This is a genomic window from Streptomyces ambofaciens ATCC 23877 (assembly GCF_001267885.1).
Taxonomy (GTDB): Bacteria; Actinomycetota; Actinomycetes; order Streptomycetales; family Streptomycetaceae; genus Streptomyces; species Streptomyces ambofaciens.
The window spans coordinates 149,149-165,444 of sequence record NZ_CP012382.1 but is presented as its reverse complement, the minus strand read 5'-3'; the positions used below and the strand labels follow the sequence as shown (position 1 = coordinate 165,444).

Below are 16,296 nucleotides of genomic sequence, written 5' to 3'. Positions count from 1 at the left end.
GGCAGGCCCCGTGCGGGGCGCTACCGCCGCACCGCACCGTCGTAGGCGACGGCGTCGTCCCACCCGGCCACCGCGCCGGGCCTGTCCGCGCGCTGCGAGAACCCTTCCGTGCAACCGCCGAGGAGCCAACCCTATGCACAGCACGCTGATCGTCGCCCGGATGGCGGCCGCCTCCAGCAACGACGTGGCGAAGTTGTTCGCCGACTTCGACGCCACCGAGATGCCGCACCGCATGGGCACGCGGCGCCGCCAGCTGTTCTCCTACCGGGGCCTGTACTTCCACCTGCAGGACTTCGACGAGGACAACGGCGGCGAGCTGATCGAGGCGGCCAAGGCCGACCCGCGTTTCGTGGGCATCAGCGAGGACCTCAAGCCGTTCATCGAGGCCTACGACCCCGCCACCTGGCGCTCGCCGGCCGACGCCATGGCCACCCGCTTCTACGACTGGGAGGCCTCCCGTTGAGCAGGCGACGTGTCGTGATCACCGGGATCGAGGTGATCGCGCCGGGCGGGGTGGGCCGGGAGAACTTCTGGAACCTGCTCAGCTCGGGGCGCACCGCGACCCGCGGCATCACCTTCTTCGACCCCGCCCCCTTCCGCTCCCGGGTGGCCGCCGAGGCCGACTTCGACCCCTTCGCGCACGGTCTGAGCCCCCAGGAGGTCCGCCGCCTGGACCGGGCCGCGCAGTTCGCCGTCGTCGCCTCGCGCGGCGCGGTCGCCGACAGCGGCCTGGACGTCGCCGCCCTGGACCCGCACCGCGTCGGTGTCACCGTCGGCAGCGCCGTCGGCGCCACGATGGGCCTGGACGAGGAGTACCGCGTCGTCAGCGACGGCGGCCGCCTGGAGGCGGTCGACCACACCTACGCCGTCCCGCACCTGTACGACTACATGGTGCCCAGCTCGTTCGCGGCCGAAGTCGCCTGGGCGGTGGGCGCCGAGGGCCCCAGCACGGTGGTCTCCACCGGCTGCACCTCCGGCATCGACTCCGTGGGCTACGCCGTGGAACTGGTCCGCGAGGGCTCCGCCGACGTCGTGATCGCCGGCTCCTCCGACGCGCCGATCTCCCCGATCACCATGGCCTGCTTCGACGCGATCAAGGCGACCACCCCCCGCCACGACGAACCCGAGTGCGCCTCGCGCCCCTTCGACAAGACCCGCAACGGTTTCGTCCTGGGCGAGGGCTGCGCCTTCTTCGTGCTGGAGGAGCTGGACAGCGCCCGCAAGCGCGGCGCCCACATCTACGCCGAGATCGCCGGGTACTCCACCCGCTCCAACGCCTACCACATGACGGGGCTGCGCCCCGACGGCGCGGAGATGGCCGAGGCGATCGACCTGGCGCTGGCCGAGGCCCGCCTGAACCCGCAGGCCATCGACTACGTCAACGCCCACGGCTCGGGCACCAAGCAGAACGACCGGCACGAGACGGCCGCGTTCAAGCGCAGCCTGGGCGAACACGCCTTCCGCACCCCGGTCAGCTCCATCAAGTCCATGGTCGGGCACTCGCTGGGCGCGATCGGCTCCATCGAGATCGCCGCCTCGGCCCTGGCCATGGAGTACGACGTCGTCCCGCCCACCGCCAACCTGCACACCGCCGACCCCGAGTGCGACCTCGACTACGTGCCCCTGGTCGCCCGCGACCAGCTGATCGACGCGGTCCTGACCGTCGGCAGCGGATTCGGCGGCTTCCAGAGCGCCATGGTGCTCGCCAGCCCGGAAAGGAGCCTGGTATGACCGCCTCCGTGGTGGTGACCGGCCTGGGCGTCACCGCGCCCAACGGCCTGGGCCTGAAGGACTACTGGGCCGCGACGCTGGGCGGCAAGCACGGCATCGGCCGCATCACCCGCTTCGACCCCACCGGCTACCCGGCCCGCCTGGCCGGGCAGATCGACGGCTTCGAGGCCGACCGGCTGCTGCCCAGCCGGCTGCTGCCGCAGACCGACCGGGTCACCCGCCTGGCGCTGGTGGCCGCCGACTGGGCCCTGGCCGACGCCGGCGCCGACCCCGCACAACTGCCCGAGTTCGACATGGGCGTCATCACCGCCTCCGCCGCCGGCGGCTTCGAGTTCGGCCAGGGCGAACTGCAGGCCCTGTGGAGCCAGGGCAGCCAGTACGTCTCCGCCTACCAGTCCTTCGCCTGGTTCTACGCCGTCAACAGCGGCCAGATCTCCATCCGCAACGGCATGAAGGGCCCCGCCGGCGTCGTCGTCAGCGAAGGCGCCGGAGGACTCGACGCCGTCGCCCAGGCCCGCCGGCAGATCCGCAAGGGCACCTCGCTGATCGTCACCGGCGCCGTCGACGCCTCCCTGTGCCCGTGGGGCTGGGTCGCCCAGCTGGCCGGCGGCCGGCTCTCCACCAGCGACGAACCCGACCACGCCTACCTGCCCTTCGACCGCGACGCCCGCGGCTTCGTCCCCGGCGAGGGCGGCGCGATCCTCATCGCCGAGGACGCGGCCGCCGCCCGCACCCGCGGCGCCCGCCCCTACGGCGAGATCGCCGGCTACGGCGCCACCATCGACCCCCGGCCCGGCAGCGGACGCGAACCCGGCCTGCGCAAGGCGATCGAGACCGCCCTGGCCGACGCCCGGCTGAGCGCCGCCGACATCGACGTCGTCTTCGCCGACGGCGCCGGCGACCCGGCCGGCGACCGCATCGAAGCCGACGCCATCAGCACCGTCTTCGGCGACCGCGGCGTGCCGGTGACCGTGCCCAAGACGATGACCGGACGCCTGTACTCCGGCGGCGCGCCCCTGGACCTGGCCGCCGCGTTCCTCGCCCTGCGCGACGGCGTCATCCCGCCCACCGTGCACATCGACCCGTGCGCCGACTACCCCCTGGACCTGGTCCTGGGCGAGCCGCGCCCGGCCCCGCTGCGCACCGCCCTGATCCTGGCCCGCGGCCACGGAGGCTTCAACTCCGCCATGGCCGTACGCGCCGTATGAGCGGCACACCCGCGCCGCACCACCACCCACGCACCCCGACCGCACGCCGCACGACGAAAGGAACCACCATGGCCACCAAGCTCTTCACCCTCGACGACCTCAAGCGCACCCTGCGCGACGCCGCGGGCGTCGCCGAGGGCGTGGACCTGGACGGCGACATCCTCGACACCGAGTTCGAGGTCATCGGCTACGAGTCCCTCGCCCTGCTGGAGGCCGGCAGCCTCATCGAGCGCGAGTACGGCATCTCCCTCGACGAGGAGGCCGTCGGCGAGGCCAACACCCCCCGCACCTTCATCGAGGTCGTCAACGCCCAGCTCGCGCCCGCCCAGGCCGCCTGAAGGAGCACTCCCATGACCGACACCACCACCCAGCGCGTCGCCGTCATCACCGGCGCCACCAGCGGCATCGGCCTGGCCAGCGCCCGCCTCCTGGGCGCACAGGGCCACCGGGTGTTCATCGGCGCGCGCAGCGCCGACAACGTCGCCGCCACCGTCAAGGAACTCCAGGGCGAGGGCCTGGACGTCGACGGCGCCGTCGTCGACGTCCGCGACACCGCCTCCGTCGACGCCTGGATCCAGGCCGCCGTCGACCGCTTCGGCACCCTGGACGTCGTCGTCAACAACGCCGGCCGCTCCGGCGGCGGCCCCACCGCCGACATCGCCGACGAGCTGTGGGACGACGTCATCGACACCAACCTCAACAGCGTCTTCCGCGTCACCCGCGCCGCCCTGACCCTAGGCGGCCTGCGCGCCAAGGACCGCGGCCGCATCATCAACGTCGCCTCCACCGCCGGCAAGCAGGGCGTCGTCCTGGGCGCCCCCTACTCCGCCTCCAAGCACGGCGTCGTCGGCTTCACCAAGGCCCTGGGCAACGAACTCGCCCCCACCGGCATCACCGTCAACGCGGTCTGCCCCGGATACGTCGAGACGCCCATGGCCCAGCGCGTGCGCCAGGGCTACGCCGCCGCCTACGACACCTCCGAGGAGGCCATCCTCGACAAGTTCCAGGCGAAGATCCCCCTCGGCCGCTACTCCACCCCCCAGGAGGTCGCCGGCCTCATCGGCTACCTGGCCTCCGACACCGCCGCGTCCATCACCTCGCAGGCCCTGAACGTCTGCGGCGGCCTCGGCAACTTCTGACCCCGCCCCTGATTTTTCCGGGCACCCGACCCCGACGAGGAGAAGAGGTCTCATGACGACGCGTGAGGTCGAGCACGAGATCACGATCGGCGCCCCGGCCGCCGCGGTCTACGAACTGCTCGCAGACGTGACCCACTGGCCGCGCATCTTCCCGCCCACCATCCACGTGGACCGCCTCGAGACGAGCGGCGACGAGGAACGCATCCGCATCTGGGCCACCGCCAACGGACAGCCCAAGGACTGGACCTCCCGCCGCACCCTGGACGCCCGCGCCCTGACCATCACCTTCCGCCAGGAGATACCGGCCGCCCCCGTCAAGCACATGGGCGGCACCTGGATCATCGAGGAACTCACCGCGGACACCTCCCGCGTGCGCCTCCTGCACGACTACAGCGCCCTGGGCGACGACCCCCACGACCTGCTGTGGATCGAACAGGCCGTGGACAAGAACAGCACCCAGGAACTGGCCGCCCTCAAGGTCAACGTCGAGGCCGCGCACGCCGCCGCCACCGAGGAACTCACCTTCTCCTTCACCGACACCGTGCACATCGCCGGCGCCGCCAAGGACGTCTTCGACTTCATCAACGAGGCCCACCTGTGGTCCGAGCGGCTCCCGCACGTCGCCGTGGTCCGCCTCACCGAGGACACCCCGGGCCTGCAGGAACTGGAGATGGACACCCGCGCCAAGGACGGCTCGGTGCACACCACCAAGTCCTACCGGGTCGTCTTCCCCCACCACAAGATCGCCTACAAGCAGGTCACCCTGCCCGCGCTGATGACCCTGCACACCGGCGAGTGGACCTTCACCGAGGACGAGCAGGGCACCACCGCCTCCTCCCAGCACACCGTCACCCTCAACACCGCCAACATCGCACGCATCCTCGGCCAGGACGCCACCGTCGCCGACGCCCGCGCCTACGTGCACAGCGCACTGTCCACCAACAGCAGCGCCACCCTCGCCCACGCCAAGGCCCACGCCGAGCAGAAAAAGGCCTGAGCCGTGACAGCGGACCACCTGAGCACCGACGTCGTCGTCGTCGGAGCCGGACCCGTCGGGCTGATGCTCGCCGGGGAACTGGCCCACGGCGGCGTCGACGTCGTCCTCGTGGAGAAGCGGCACGCCCCCAACACCGAGTCCCGGGCCTCCACCCTGCACGCCCGCACCATGGAGATCCTCGACAGCAGGGCACTGCTGCCCGAGTTCGGCGACCCGCCCAACGAGCCCCGCGGCCACTTCGGGGGCCTGCCGCTGGATCTGACCCTGCCCACCTCCCACCCCGGCCAGTGGAAGGTGCCCCAGACCCGCACCGAGGTGATCCTCCAGGAATGGGCGCTGTCCCTGGGCGCCACCCTCAAGTGCAAGCACGAGGTGACCGCCCTCAAGGACACCGGCCACGGCGTGGAGGCCGAAGCCACCGGCCCCGACGGCACCCTCCTGCGGCTGCACTGCCGCTACCTGATCGCCTGCGACGGCGAGGACAGCACCGTCCGCCGCCTCACCGGCGCCCCCTTCCCCGGACAGGACGCCGCACGCGAACTGCTGCGCGCCGACGTCGCCGGCATCGACATCCCCGCCCGCCGCTTCGAGCGCCTGGAGACCGGCCTGGCCATCGCCGCCCGCCGCCCCGACGGGGTGACCCGCGTGATGGTCCACGAGTTCGGCTCCACCGCCCAGCACCGCCCCGGCGGCGACGTCTCCTTCGAGGAGATCACCGCCGTGTGGAAACGCGTCACCGGCGAGGACATCAGCTCCGGCACCCCCCTGTGGGCCAACGCCTTCGGCGACGCCTCCCGCCAGCTCACCCACTACCGCCACGGCCGCATCCTGTTCGCCGGCGACGCCGCCCACCAGCAGATGCCCATCGGCGGCCAGGCCCTCAACCTCGGCGTCCAGGACGCCTTCAACCTCGGCTGGAAACTCGCCCTGGTCGTCCGCGGCAAAGCCCCCCACACCCTCCTGGACACCTACCACAGCGAACGCCACGAGACCGGCCGGCGGGTCCTGGCCAACATCCGCGCCCAGGCCCTGATGCTGCTCGGCCCGCCCCAGGTCGGCCCGCTGCGCGCCCTGCTGGGCGAACTGACCGCCCTGGACGACGTACGCCGGCACCTGGCCGGCATGATCAGCGGCCTGGACGTGCGCTACGACGTCGGCGGCCCCGCCCACCCGCTGCTCGGAGCCCGGCTGCCGTGCACCGAACTGCGGCTGCGCGAGCGCACCGTCACCACCGCACGGCTGGTGCGCTCGGGCGGGGGAGTCCTGCTGGACCTCACCGCCAGAGGATCCGGCCCGCCCGCACCCGCCGAAGGCTGGGCGGACCGCGTCACCGAAGTGGCCGCACAGCCCACCCCCGGCAGCGCCCTGTACGGCACCGAGAGGGTCCTCGTACGCCCCGACGGCCACGTCGCCTGGGCCGGCTCGGGCACCGACGGCCTCACCGAGGCCCTCACCCGCTGGTTCGGCCCTCCCCGCTGACCCGCCGAGCCCCCTCCCGGCAGGGGCACCGGCGCCACCACGACCAGCCGCCCCCCACCACCACCGCCGGGCCCCCGACCCACCCCACCGTTTCAGGAAGGACCACCATGGAAGGGACAACGGCGGACACCGATGTCATCGTCGTCGGCGCCGGCCCCACCGGACTGATGCTCGCCGGCGAACTGCGCCTGGGCGGGGCCCGAGTCGTCGTCATCGAGAAACTGGCCGCGCCCACCGGCCAGTCCCGCGGCCTGGGCTTCACCGCCCGCGCCATGGAGACGTTCGACGAGCGCGGACTGCTGCCGCGCTTCGGCCAGGGCGACACCCTCGCCACCAGCCCCATGGGCCACTTCGGCGGCGCCCAGTTCGACTTCACCGTCCTGGAGGACGCCCACTTCGGCGCCCGCGGCATCCCCCAGGGCGACACCGAAGCCGTCCTGGAGGACTGGGCGGGCGAACTGGGCGCGGACATCCGGCGCGGCTGGGAATTCGTCTCCCTCACCGACGGCTTCCAGGACGGCGACAGCGTCGAGATCACCGTACGCACCCCCCAGGGCGAACAGCGGACACTGCGCGCCGCCCACCTGGTGGGCTGCGACGGCGGCTCCAGCCGCGTCCGCCGGGCCGCCGGCATCGACTTCCCCGGCACCGACGCCACCCAGGGCATGTACCTGGCCGACATCACCGGCGTCCAGCTCACCCCCCGCTTCCTGGGCGAACGCCTCAACGGCGGCATGGTCATGGCCGCCCCGCTGTCCGAGGGCGTGTGGCGCATCATCGTCTGCCCCGACGGCCGCCCCGCCCACGACCGCGAACGCACCGTCACCTTCCAGGAAGTCGCCGGCGCCTGGCACGACATCACCGGCGAGGACATCAGCCACGGCGGCGCGAGCTGGGTCAGCTCCTTCACCAACGCCACCCGCCAGGCCGCCCACTACCGGCGCGGCCGCGTCTTCCTGGCCGGCGACGCCGCCCACATCCACCTCCCCGCCGGCGGCCAGGGCCTGAGCACCGGCGTGCAGGACGCGGCCAACCTCGGCTGGAAACTCGCCGCCGTCATCCGCGGCGACGCCGACGACACCCTGCTCGACACCTACCACGCCGAACGCCACCCCGTCGGCGCCCGCCTGCTGATGAACACCCGCGCCCAGGGCATCGTCTTCCTCGGCGGCCCCGAGTCCGACCCGCTGCGCGAACTGATGGCCGAACTCGTCCAGTACGACGACGTCAAACGCCACCTGGCCGGCATCGTCAGCCACCTCGACATCCGCTACGACCTCACCGGCGACGACACCGGCGACGACACCGGCACGGCGCACCCGCTGGTGGGCCGCCGGATGCCGCCGCGGACCCTGGTCGGCGCCCACGGCGAGACCACCACCGCCCGCCTGCTGCACACCGGACACGGCGTCCTGCTCGACCTGGCCGACGACGCCGGGATACGCCGCGCCGCGGCCGGCCGCCCCGACCGGGTCGACGTCGCCACCGTCCACGCCAAGCCCACCGACGGCCCCGACGCCCTCGCCGGCGCCACCGCCGTCCTGGTCCGCCCCGACGGCTACGTCGCCTGGGCCGGCACCTCACCCCAGGGCCTGGAAGAAGCCCTCCAGCGCTGGTTCGGCCCCGCCCGCTGACCGCCCCACCCCATGCCCCCGGCGCGTGTGCGGCACGCCGGGGGCACCGCACGTTCCCCGGCCGGCCACCGCACCCCGGGGACGGCACCCGCCCCCGCCGGGTGGCACCCCACCCCGGGGACGGCATCCACCCCCGCCGGGCGGCACCGCACCCCGGGGACGGCATCCACCCCCGCCGGGTGGCACCTCGCCCCGGGGACGGCACCCGCCCCCGCCGTGCGGCACCGCACCCCGGGGACGGCACCCGCCCCCGCCGGGCGGCACCCCACCCCCCGGCGGTCACCCACTCCCCGGGGGCGCGCCCCTGGCAGTCACCCACACCCCGGGGGGACGGGCTCGGCAGTCACCCACACCCCCGGGGGAGGGGGGCTCGGCCGGCGGGCCCCGACCCCACGCCCCGGGGCGGCGCACGGGCGGCCGGCCCCTGTGCCCCGGGACGGTGCCTCCAGCGGCCTGGCGACAGCAGACCCTGCTGACCGGCCCCGCCGGACGGGCGGCCGGCAACTCCCGGGCACCACCGCGCCCTTCGGGCAGCCCCGGGAGCCCCTTTCGGAGCCCCGCCGGGCGGGCCCGCCCCACGAACACCGCCGCGCGGCCCCCACTCTTTCTCCCCGAGCGGCAGCACCACCCGCCGCCGGGCACCACCCGCCCATGACGCCCCCCGGCGGCACCGCACCCCCCCGACACCCCCGCGGGACGGCTCCACACCTGCGCACAGCCCCGGCCGGACAGCCGCGGCGCGACAGCCACCGGACAGCCGTGTCCCGGCAGAGGACTCCGCCGGACCGCCGCGTCCCGGCACAGGACTCCGCCGGACAACCGCGCCCCCGGCACAGGCCCCCGCCGGACCGCCGTGCCCCCGGACGGGCCCCGCCCGACAGCACCCCGCCCCCGCGGCCGGCCCCGGCGTGTCCCGGCGCGCGCGGGAAGGCCCCGCCGCGTTCCCTCATCCCGCGGCGGGGCCTTCCGTCCAAGGGGGGCGGATCACACGGGCACGGCCTCCACCAGGGAGATCGCCGCCGCCGTCTCCACGACGCGCTCCAGACGGAACCCGGCACGGGCCAGGAGGTCCGCGTACTGGCCCGGAGTGCGCTCACGGCCGCCGACCAGCAGCATCAGCCACAGGTCGACCAGCTTGCCGGAGTGCGGCTCGTCGCCCTGCTCCGGAATCACCATCTCCGCGATCAGCAGCCGCCCGCCCGGCTTGATCGCCGCGCGCACGTTGCGCAGGATCTGCAGCGCCTGCTCCTCGGGCCAGTCGTGCACGATGTGCTTGAGGACGTAGGCGTCCGCCCCGCCCGGCGGCACCTCGAACAGGTCGCCGGCCACCCGCTCGGTCCGGTCGGCGACCCCCTGCGCGGCGAGGAACTCCGCCGCCCCGTTCTCCTCGACCCGCGGGTCGTACAGGACGCCCCTGGTCGCGGGGGAGGAGGCCAGGATGCCCGCGAGCAGACCGCCCTGGCCGCCGCAGAAGTCCACCACCGTGCCGAACCGCGTGAAGTCGTAGGCCGCGACGATCGGCCCGGTCTCCGAGGCGGACATGCTGCCCATGCCCTCGAAGAACACCTGCCCGTACTCGGCGTTCTTCGTCAGGAACTCGAAGGCGTGCATGCCGCGCAGCTTCGGCAGCGCCGGCTCACCGGTGACCACGGTCTCGGGGAAGCCGCTCCAGTCCTCCCAGTGGATGGGATGACCCATCAGCAGCGCGATGGGGCGCATCGACATCGGGTGATCGGCGCGCAGCGCGTCCGCCATCGGCGTCAGCTCGAACGTGCCGTCCGCACGGGTGGCGAACACCCCGTTGCTCGCCAGCAGGCGCAGCACCCGCCCGAGCGCGTCCGCGTCCGCGCCGACCCGCCCGGCGAGCTCCTCGGCGGACAGCGGCCCCTCGGCGAGTGCCTCGGCCACCTTCAGCTCGGCGACGACGTGCACCGCCCGCGACACCATGACACCCATGATCATTTCCAGCAGGGCGAACGGCGGCGGCGCGAGTTCCCGGCTCTGCCGCTGCAGCTCCGCTCGCGCTTTCTCCGCTTCCCGGACGACGTGCGGGGGCGGCAATTCGGGCATGAGTTTCCTCCGTTGCAGGAGTGCATGATCTGTCCCAACCGCGTCCCACACCGAACCGCCGGAAGGGACCCGGACTACCACGATAGGTAAAAAGGTCGAAGCCGCCTGGAGGGGTACTCGAACGCCGGTGGTTTATGGGTTCGCCCCTCTTTTCCTGCGGAACATTTGACGCGATAAACAAGGTGACTGCCCTATGGTGGCGCTGATTTCGCATCCGCTCTCCGAACAATTGGGGGGAGCAATGAACCGAGGAGAGAAATGCCGAACTCGCGCAGTTCCTGGACGAAGATAATCCTGGCGGCAGGCGTGGCCGGTGCCGTCGCCGTCCCGCTGACCGCCGGTCCCGTCCAGGCGCAGCCCCAGACCCACCGTCACCACCGCACCCACACGCCCGCCGAGGCGACCCTGACCGTCGTGGCCTCCCAGCTGAACAACCCGCGCGGCGTCACCGCGCTGCCCGACGGCGGGGTGCTGGTCGCCGAGTCCGGCACCGGACTGGCCGGCTGCCCGCTCGACCAGACGTGCCTGGGCGCCACCGGCTCCGTCTACAAGGTCAAGGGCAGCTTCAAGGGCCGCGTCGCCACCGGCCTGGCCTCCACCGCCAAGGGCGTCGCCCCCGGCGCCCCCATCTCCGCCAACGGCCCCAGCGACGTCCTGCCCGACCGCTTCGGCGGCTACGTCGTCGCCAGCGCCCTGGGCGGCACCAACGACTCCCGCGCGGCCCTCGGCGAGGGCGCCAAGACCCTGGGCACCGTCTTCCGCACCCGCGACGGCAAGGTCCTGGCCGACCTCACCGACCACGAGACCCGCCTCAACCCCGACGGCGGCGACGTCCACGCCAACCCCTGGCGCCTGGTGCGCAGCGGCAGCGGCTACCTGGTCACCGACGCCGGCGCCAACACCGTCGTGCGCGGCAACAGCGACGGCACCACCACCACCCAGTACCTGCTGCCCAAGAACGAACTGCCCACCGGCGCCGCCGAGACCGTGCCCACCGGCATCACCAAGGCCGCCGACGGCACCGTCTACATCGCCGACATGAGCGGCGGACGCCTGGGCGCCTCCCGCGTGTGGAAGATCGCCCCCGGCCAGCAGCCCCAGGTCCTGGCCACCGGACTGACCAACCTGGTCGACCTCGAGCTGGACCGCGACGGCGACCTGCTCGCCCTGTCCTACAGCTCGGCACAGCTGGCCGGCCCGCCGCAGCCGGGCACCCTGTCCAAGGTCGACACCGCCACCGGCGCCGTCTCCGTGATCCCCACCGGCGACCGGCTGCGCCAGCCCACCGGCCTCGCCGTCGACCACTGCGGCAAGGTGTACGTCACCAACAACACCGTGGGCACCAACGGCGAACTGCTGCGCGTGACCTACTGACCCCGGCGTGCCCCGCGCACGCCACCCTCCAGGCCCCGCCGGCCCCTCCACGGCCGGCGGGGCCCACGCATGCCCGCCCCGCCAACGCCCTGCCCGGTCCGCCCTGCCGGGGCGGGCGGTGGGATCCGGCTCGGCGGCCGCTCGACATCCGGCGGAGGACCGCACCGCCGCCCCGCCCGGCTCGGCATCCTGGCCCCACACCCCCACGCCACCACCACGTCCCACGCCCAGGGAGGCCGCCCGTGACCCCACATGCCACCACCTCAGCCGCCGGTGACACCACCGGCGTGTGGCTGATCGGAGCCCGCGGCTCGGTGGCCACCACAGCGGTGGCGGGCTGCGCCGCGCTGGCGGCCCAACTGCTCGCGCCCACCGGCATGGTCACCGAGACGGACGCCTTCACCGGCAGCGGCCTGCCCGCCCTGGACTCGCTGGTCTTCGGCGGCCACGACACGGCGAGCACCCCGCTGCCCAAACGCGCCGAGGAACTGGCCGCCCAGGGCGTCCTGCCGCCCTGGCTGCCCGCCGCCGTGCACAGCGAACTGGCCGCGGCCGACGCACGCATCCGCCCCGGCGGCCCGGTGGACGGCGACAGCCGCGCCCCCGAGGAACTCATCGCCGACTTCGCCACTGACCTCAGGGACTTCGCCCGCCGCACCGGCGTCGCGCGCACCGTCGTCGTCAACGTCGCCTCCACCGAGCCCGAACCGGCCCCCGGCACCTGGCCGGCCAGCTCCCTGTACGCGGCCGCGGCCCTGCGGGCCGGCTGCGCCTTCGCCGACTTCACCCCCTCCACCGGACTGCGCCACCCCCAGCTGGCAGGGGCGGCCCGCGTGTCGGGCCTGCCCTACGCGGGCCGCGACGGCAAGACCGGGCAGACCCTGCTACGGGCCGTACTGGGCCCGATGTTCGCCCAGCGGGCGCTGGCGGTGCGGGCCTGGTCGGGCACGAACCTGCTGGGCGGCGGCGACGGCGCCGCCCTGGCCGACCCGGCCGCCGCGCGCGCCAAGAACGCCGGCAAGGAACGCGTCCTGGCCGACACCCTCGGCACCACGCCCCAGGGCGAGGTCCACATCGACGACGTGCCCGCCCTGGGGGAGTGGAAGACCGCCTGGGACCACGTGGCCTTCGACGGGTTCCTCGGCACCCGCATGGTTTTGCAGACCATCTGGCAGGGCTGCGACTCCGCGCTCGCCGCGCCCCTCGTCCTCGACCTGGCCCGGCTGCTCGCCCGCGCCCACGAGAAGGGCCTGTCCGGCCCGCGGCCCGAACTCGGCTTCTACTTCAAGGACCCCGACGGCGACGAGTCCGCCCTGACGGAACAGTACGCACACCTCCTCGCCTTCGCCGCACGGCTGGGCCACTCCCGGTGAACACACCCCGCCCCGCCACCCGGACCCACCACCCCCGGCCGGCCCACCTGCCACCCCCCGCCCCCCGCCCCGCCCCCGCCGCCCGGATCCGCGCCTGGGCCGAACTGCTGCGCGCCCCGGCCCTGTTCACCGTGCCCGGCGACGTCCTGGCCGGCGCCGCCGCCACCGGCCGCCCGCCCACCCGGCGCACCGCCCTGGCCGCCGGCGCCTCCCTGTGCCTGTACGAGGCGGGCATGGCCCTCAACGACTGGGCCGACCGGACTGAGGACGCCGCCGTGCGCCCGCACCGGCCCCTGCCCTCCGGCCGCATCCGCCCCGGCGCCGCCCTCGCCGCCGCGGGCGCCCTGTCCGCGGCCGGCCTCGCCCTCGCGGCCTGCGCCGGGCGCCGCACCCTCGCCCTGGCCGTCCCGCTGACCGCCACCGTCTGGGCCTACGACCTGGGCCTCAAACACACCCCCGCAGGCCCGCCGGCGATGGCCACCGCCCGCGCACTGGACCTGCTCCTGGGCGCGGCCGCCACCACCGGCACCCCCCGCCCCGCCCTCGCCCCGGCCACGGTCCTGGCCGCCCACACCCTGACCGTCACCCTCGTCTCCCGCCGCGAGGCCGAAGGAGGCTCCAGCGCCGCCCCCCTCGCCGCCCTCGCCGCGGCCGGCGCCCTCACCGCCGTCCTCGCCGGCCGCCGCCCCACCGGCACCCTCCTGGGCCGCCACCGGCCCACCCCGGCCCCCGCCGACGCCCTGCGCACCGCCCTGGCCGCCTCCTACGCCACCGCCTACGCCCGCCCCCTGGCCCACGCCGTCCTCAACCCCTCCCCCCAGCTCACCCAGCGGGCCGTCGGCGGCGGCATCCGCGCCACCATCGCCGTCCAGGGCGCCCTCGCCGCCCGGGCCGGCGCGCCCGCGACCGCCGTGCTCACCGCCGCGCTCGCCCCCCTGGCCGCCCGCCTGGCCCGCAAGGTGAGCACCACATGAGCCGGCCGCGCCTGGGCTACGGCACCAACGGGCTGACCGACCTGCGCCTGGACGACGCCCTGACCCTGCTGGCCGACCTCGGCTACGACGGCGTCGGCCTGACCCTCGACCACATGCACCTCGACCCGCTCGCGCCCGGCCTGGCCGCCCGCACCCGCCGGCTCGCCCACCGCCTCGACACGCTCGGCCTGTCCGTCACCGTCGAGACCGGCGCCCGCTACGTCCTCGACCCCCGCCGCAAACACGGCCCCACCCTGCTCGACGCCGACCCCGACGACCGCTTCGCCCGCATCCGCCTGCTGATCCGCGCCGTGCGCGTCGCCGCCGACCTGGGCGCCCACGCCGTGCACTGCTTCAGCGGCATCACCCCGCCGGGCACGGACGAGGACACCGCCTGGCAACGCCTGGCCGATGCCCTCGGCCCGGTCCTGGAGGCCGCCGAGGACACGGGCGTGCCCCTCGCGGTGGAGCCCGAACCCGGCCACCTGCTGGCCACCCTCGCCGGCTTCCACCACCTGCGCCGTCTCCTGGGCGACCCCGCACCCCTCGGTCTGACCCTGGACATCGGGCACTGCCAGTGCCTGGAGCCCCTTTCGCCCGCCGACTGCGTGCGCGAGGCCGCCCCCTGGCTGCGGCACGTGCAGATCGAGGACATGCGCCGCGGCGTCCACGAACACCTGCCCTTCGGCGACGGCGAGATCGACTTCCCGCCCGTCCTCCACGCCCTCGCCGACACCGGCTACCAGGGCCTGACCGTCGTCGAACTGCCCCGCCACTCCCACGCGGGACCCGAACTGGCCGCGCAGTCACTGCGGTTCCTGCGCGACGGAGGAACACGATGACCCTCCAGCCCACCACCCCTAAGGCGGGCCCGCCCCCGCACCTCACCGGCCTCGGCGCCGAAGCACACCACTGGCTGAGCGCCGCCCACGCCGCCGCCACCGCACAAGATGCCCGCTGGGAACTGCACTTCGCCGAAGCCGGCCGCCGCTGCGGCCCCGCCCACGCCGACTCCGCCCGCGTCCTGCTGCTGACCGCGGCCCGCCCCCACCCGGCGACCCTGACCCGGCTCTACCGGCAGGGAACAGCCCCCGAGCGGCGCGCCGTCCTGCTCGCCCTGCACCCCCTGCACTGCGACCCCGCCGTCGGCCTGCCCCTGGTGGAAGACGCCCTGCGCACCAACGACACCACCCTGTTCACGGCAGCCCTCGGCCCCTACACCGCCCGCCACCTCGACGCCCACCAGTGGCGGCACGCCGTACTGAAGTGCCTGTTCACCGACGTGCCCGTGACCCGGATCGACGGCCTCGCCGCCCGCGCCCGCGGGGATGCGGAACTGGCCCGCATGCTGCGCGCCCACGCCGCCGAACGCACCGCCGCCCACCGCGAGATCCCCGCCGGCCTCCCGCACGTGCTCGCCCTGACCCAGGAGCAGTGACCTTGCGCATCTTCGACCCGCACATCCACATGACCTCCCGCACCACCGACGACTACGAGGCCATGTACGCCGCCGGTGTCCGGGCCGTCGTCGAGCCGTCCTTCTGGCTCGGCCAGCCCCGCACCTCGCCCGCCTCCTTCCGTGACTACTTCGACGCCCTGCTGGGCTGGGAGCCCTTCCGCGCCGCCCAGTACGGCATCGCCCACCACTGCACGATCGCGCTCAATCCCAAGGAGGCCAACGACCCGCGCTGCCTGCCGGTCCTGGACGACCTGCCCCGCTACCTCGTCAAGGACCGGGTGGTGGCGGTCGGTGAGATCGGCTACGACTCGATGACGCCGGCCGAGGACACCGCCCTGGAGCAGCAGCTCCAGCTGGCCGCCGACCACGGCCTGCCCGCCCTCGTGCACACCCCCCACCGCGACAAGCTCGCCGGCCTCCACCGCACCCTCGACGTGGTCCGGGGGTCCGCGCTGCCCACCGACCGGGTGCTCGTCGACCACCTGAACGAGACCACCGTCAAGGCCGCCAAGGACAGCGGGGCCTGGCTCGGCTTCTCCGTCTACCCCGACACCAAGATGGACGAGGACCGCATGGTCGCCGTGCTGGGGGAGTACGGACCCGACAAGGTCCTGGTCAACTCCGCCGCCGACTGGGGCAGGAGCGACCCGCTCAAGACCCGCAGGGTCGGCGACGCCATGCTGCGCGCCGGCTTCACCGAGGACGACGTGGACCGGGTGCTGTGGCGCAACCCCGTCGCCTTCTACGGCCTCAGCGGACGCCTCGAACTCGGCGTCGCGGACACCGGCACCACCCACGAGGGCAACTCCGTCCTGCGCGGCGCCCCCGCCACCGAACCGCTCCCCGCAGGCGCGTGAC

The 16,296-nt window shown here is 74.3% G+C and carries 15 protein-coding genes; 14 read left to right on the top strand and 1 reads right to left on the bottom strand.

The annotated features are described in order from the left end of the window. Positions 1–133: 133 nt before the first annotated feature. From SAM23877_RS00795 to SAM23877_RS00760, 8 genes are all read left to right on the top strand, one after another. Positions 134–463, top strand: a complete 330-nt coding sequence (locus SAM23877_RS00795) for a TcmI family type II polyketide cyclase (protein WP_053125873.1) — start codon at positions 134–136, stop codon at positions 461–463. Continuing rightward, positions 460–1,731, top strand: a complete 1,272-nt coding sequence (locus SAM23877_RS00790) for a beta-ketoacyl-[acyl-carrier-protein] synthase family protein (RefSeq protein ID WP_053125871.1) — start codon at positions 460–462, stop codon at positions 1,729–1,731. Before SAM23877_RS00795 ends, SAM23877_RS00790 begins: the two co-directional genes overlap by 4 nt. Beyond that, positions 1,728–2,939: a ketosynthase chain-length factor gene (locus tag SAM23877_RS00785; RefSeq protein WP_053125868.1), complete on the top strand. Its 1,212-nt coding sequence runs from the start codon at positions 1,728–1,730 to the stop codon at positions 2,937–2,939. The genes SAM23877_RS00790 and SAM23877_RS00785 overlap by 4 nt, the downstream gene beginning before the upstream one ends. A gap of 68 nt (positions 2,940–3,007) precedes the next feature. Beyond that, complete coding sequence (locus tag SAM23877_RS00780) at positions 3,008–3,277, top strand: acyl carrier protein (RefSeq protein ID WP_053125866.1); 270 nt, start codon at positions 3,008–3,010, stop codon at positions 3,275–3,277. Positions 3,278–3,289: 12 nt separating this feature from the next. After that, positions 3,290–4,078 (top strand): 3-oxoacyl-ACP reductase FabG, encoded by a 789-nt coding sequence (gene fabG / locus SAM23877_RS00775; RefSeq protein WP_053125862.1) that lies wholly within the window; start codon positions 3,290–3,292, stop codon positions 4,076–4,078. A 52-nt stretch (positions 4,079–4,130) separates the two neighbouring features. Beyond that, the gene (locus SAM23877_RS00770; RefSeq protein WP_053125858.1) at positions 4,131–5,075 is read left to right on the top strand and encodes an aromatase/cyclase; all 945 of its coding nucleotides are present in this window, start codon (positions 4,131–4,133) and stop codon (positions 5,073–5,075) included. A gap of 3 nt (positions 5,076–5,078) precedes the next feature. Beyond that, positions 5,079–6,554: an FAD-dependent oxidoreductase gene (locus tag SAM23877_RS00765; RefSeq protein ID WP_053125856.1), complete on the top strand. Its 1,476-nt coding sequence runs from the start codon at positions 5,079–5,081 to the stop codon at positions 6,552–6,554. Between the two features lie 107 nt (positions 6,555–6,661). Further along, entirely contained in the window at positions 6,662–8,188 is a 1,527-nt protein-coding gene (locus SAM23877_RS00760; RefSeq protein WP_053125853.1) for an FAD-dependent monooxygenase, read from the top strand. Positions 8,189–9,172: 984 nt separating this feature from the next. Here the strand turns inward: SAM23877_RS00760 and SAM23877_RS00755 are convergent. Beyond that, on the bottom strand, positions 9,173–10,258 hold the full coding sequence (locus tag SAM23877_RS00755; protein ID WP_235614476.1) for a methyltransferase: 1,086 nt from the start codon (positions 10,256–10,258) through the stop codon (positions 9,173–9,175). 258 nt (positions 10,259–10,516) lie between these two features. Between SAM23877_RS00755 and SAM23877_RS00750 the strand changes: the two genes are divergently transcribed. The 6 genes from SAM23877_RS00750 to SAM23877_RS00725 all read left to right on the top strand — a co-directional run bounded on the left by SAM23877_RS00750 (position 10,517) and on the right by SAM23877_RS00725 (position 16,295). Then, positions 10,517–11,632, top strand: coding sequence for a ScyD/ScyE family protein (locus SAM23877_RS00750; RefSeq protein WP_053125848.1), 1,116 nt, complete (start codon positions 10,517–10,519; stop codon positions 11,630–11,632). A gap of 242 nt (positions 11,633–11,874) precedes the next feature. Beyond that, on the top strand, positions 11,875–13,005 hold the full coding sequence (locus SAM23877_RS00745) for an inositol-3-phosphate synthase (protein WP_053125846.1): 1,131 nt from the start codon (positions 11,875–11,877) through the stop codon (positions 13,003–13,005). Then, the gene (locus SAM23877_RS00740; protein ID WP_053125844.1) at positions 13,002–13,979 is read left to right on the top strand and encodes an SCO3242 family prenyltransferase; all 978 of its coding nucleotides are present in this window, start codon (positions 13,002–13,004) and stop codon (positions 13,977–13,979) included. The genes SAM23877_RS00745 and SAM23877_RS00740 overlap by 4 nt, the downstream gene beginning before the upstream one ends. Further along, positions 13,976–14,821, top strand: coding sequence for a sugar phosphate isomerase/epimerase family protein (locus tag SAM23877_RS00735; protein ID WP_053125842.1), 846 nt, complete (start codon positions 13,976–13,978; stop codon positions 14,819–14,821). The genes SAM23877_RS00740 and SAM23877_RS00735 overlap by 4 nt, the downstream gene beginning before the upstream one ends. Continuing rightward, complete coding sequence (locus SAM23877_RS00730; protein ID WP_053125840.1) at positions 14,818–15,417, top strand: EboA domain-containing protein; 600 nt, start codon at positions 14,818–14,820, stop codon at positions 15,415–15,417. The genes SAM23877_RS00735 and SAM23877_RS00730 overlap by 4 nt, the downstream gene beginning before the upstream one ends. Before the next feature lie 2 nt (positions 15,418–15,419). Beyond that, positions 15,420–16,295: a TatD family hydrolase gene (locus tag SAM23877_RS00725; protein ID WP_053125838.1), complete on the top strand. Its 876-nt coding sequence runs from the start codon at positions 15,420–15,422 to the stop codon at positions 16,293–16,295. Position 16,296: the final 1 nt, after the last annotated feature.

Bases quoted from the DNA above. Each gene is read 5' to 3' on its own strand.
- SAM23877_RS00795 (WP_053125873.1), top strand. From the start codon at position 134: ATGCACAGCACGCTGATCGTCGCCCGGATGGCGGCCGCCTCCAGCAAC.
- SAM23877_RS00785 (WP_053125868.1), top strand. From the start codon at position 1,728: ATGACCGCCTCCGTGGTGGTGACCGGCCTGGGCGTCACCGCGCCCAAC.
- SAM23877_RS00780 (WP_053125866.1), top strand. From the start codon at position 3,008: ATGGCCACCAAGCTCTTCACCCTCGACGACCTCAAGCGCACCCTGCGC.
- fabG (WP_053125862.1), top strand. From the start codon at position 3,290: ATGACCGACACCACCACCCAGCGCGTCGCCGTCATCACCGGCGCCACC.
- SAM23877_RS00770 (WP_053125858.1), top strand. From the start codon at position 4,131: ATGACGACGCGTGAGGTCGAGCACGAGATCACGATCGGCGCCCCGGCC.
- SAM23877_RS00760 (WP_053125853.1), top strand. From the start codon at position 6,662: ATGGAAGGGACAACGGCGGACACCGATGTCATCGTCGTCGGCGCCGGC.
- SAM23877_RS00755 (WP_235614476.1), bottom strand. From the start codon at position 10,258: ATGCCCGAATTGCCGCCCCCGCACGTCGTCCGGGAAGCGGAGAAAGCG.
- SAM23877_RS00750 (WP_053125848.1), top strand. From the start codon at position 10,517: ATGCCGAACTCGCGCAGTTCCTGGACGAAGATAATCCTGGCGGCAGGC.
- SAM23877_RS00735 (WP_053125842.1), top strand. From the start codon at position 13,976: ATGAGCCGGCCGCGCCTGGGCTACGGCACCAACGGGCTGACCGACCTG.
- SAM23877_RS00730 (WP_053125840.1), top strand. From the start codon at position 14,818: ATGACCCTCCAGCCCACCACCCCTAAGGCGGGCCCGCCCCCGCACCTC.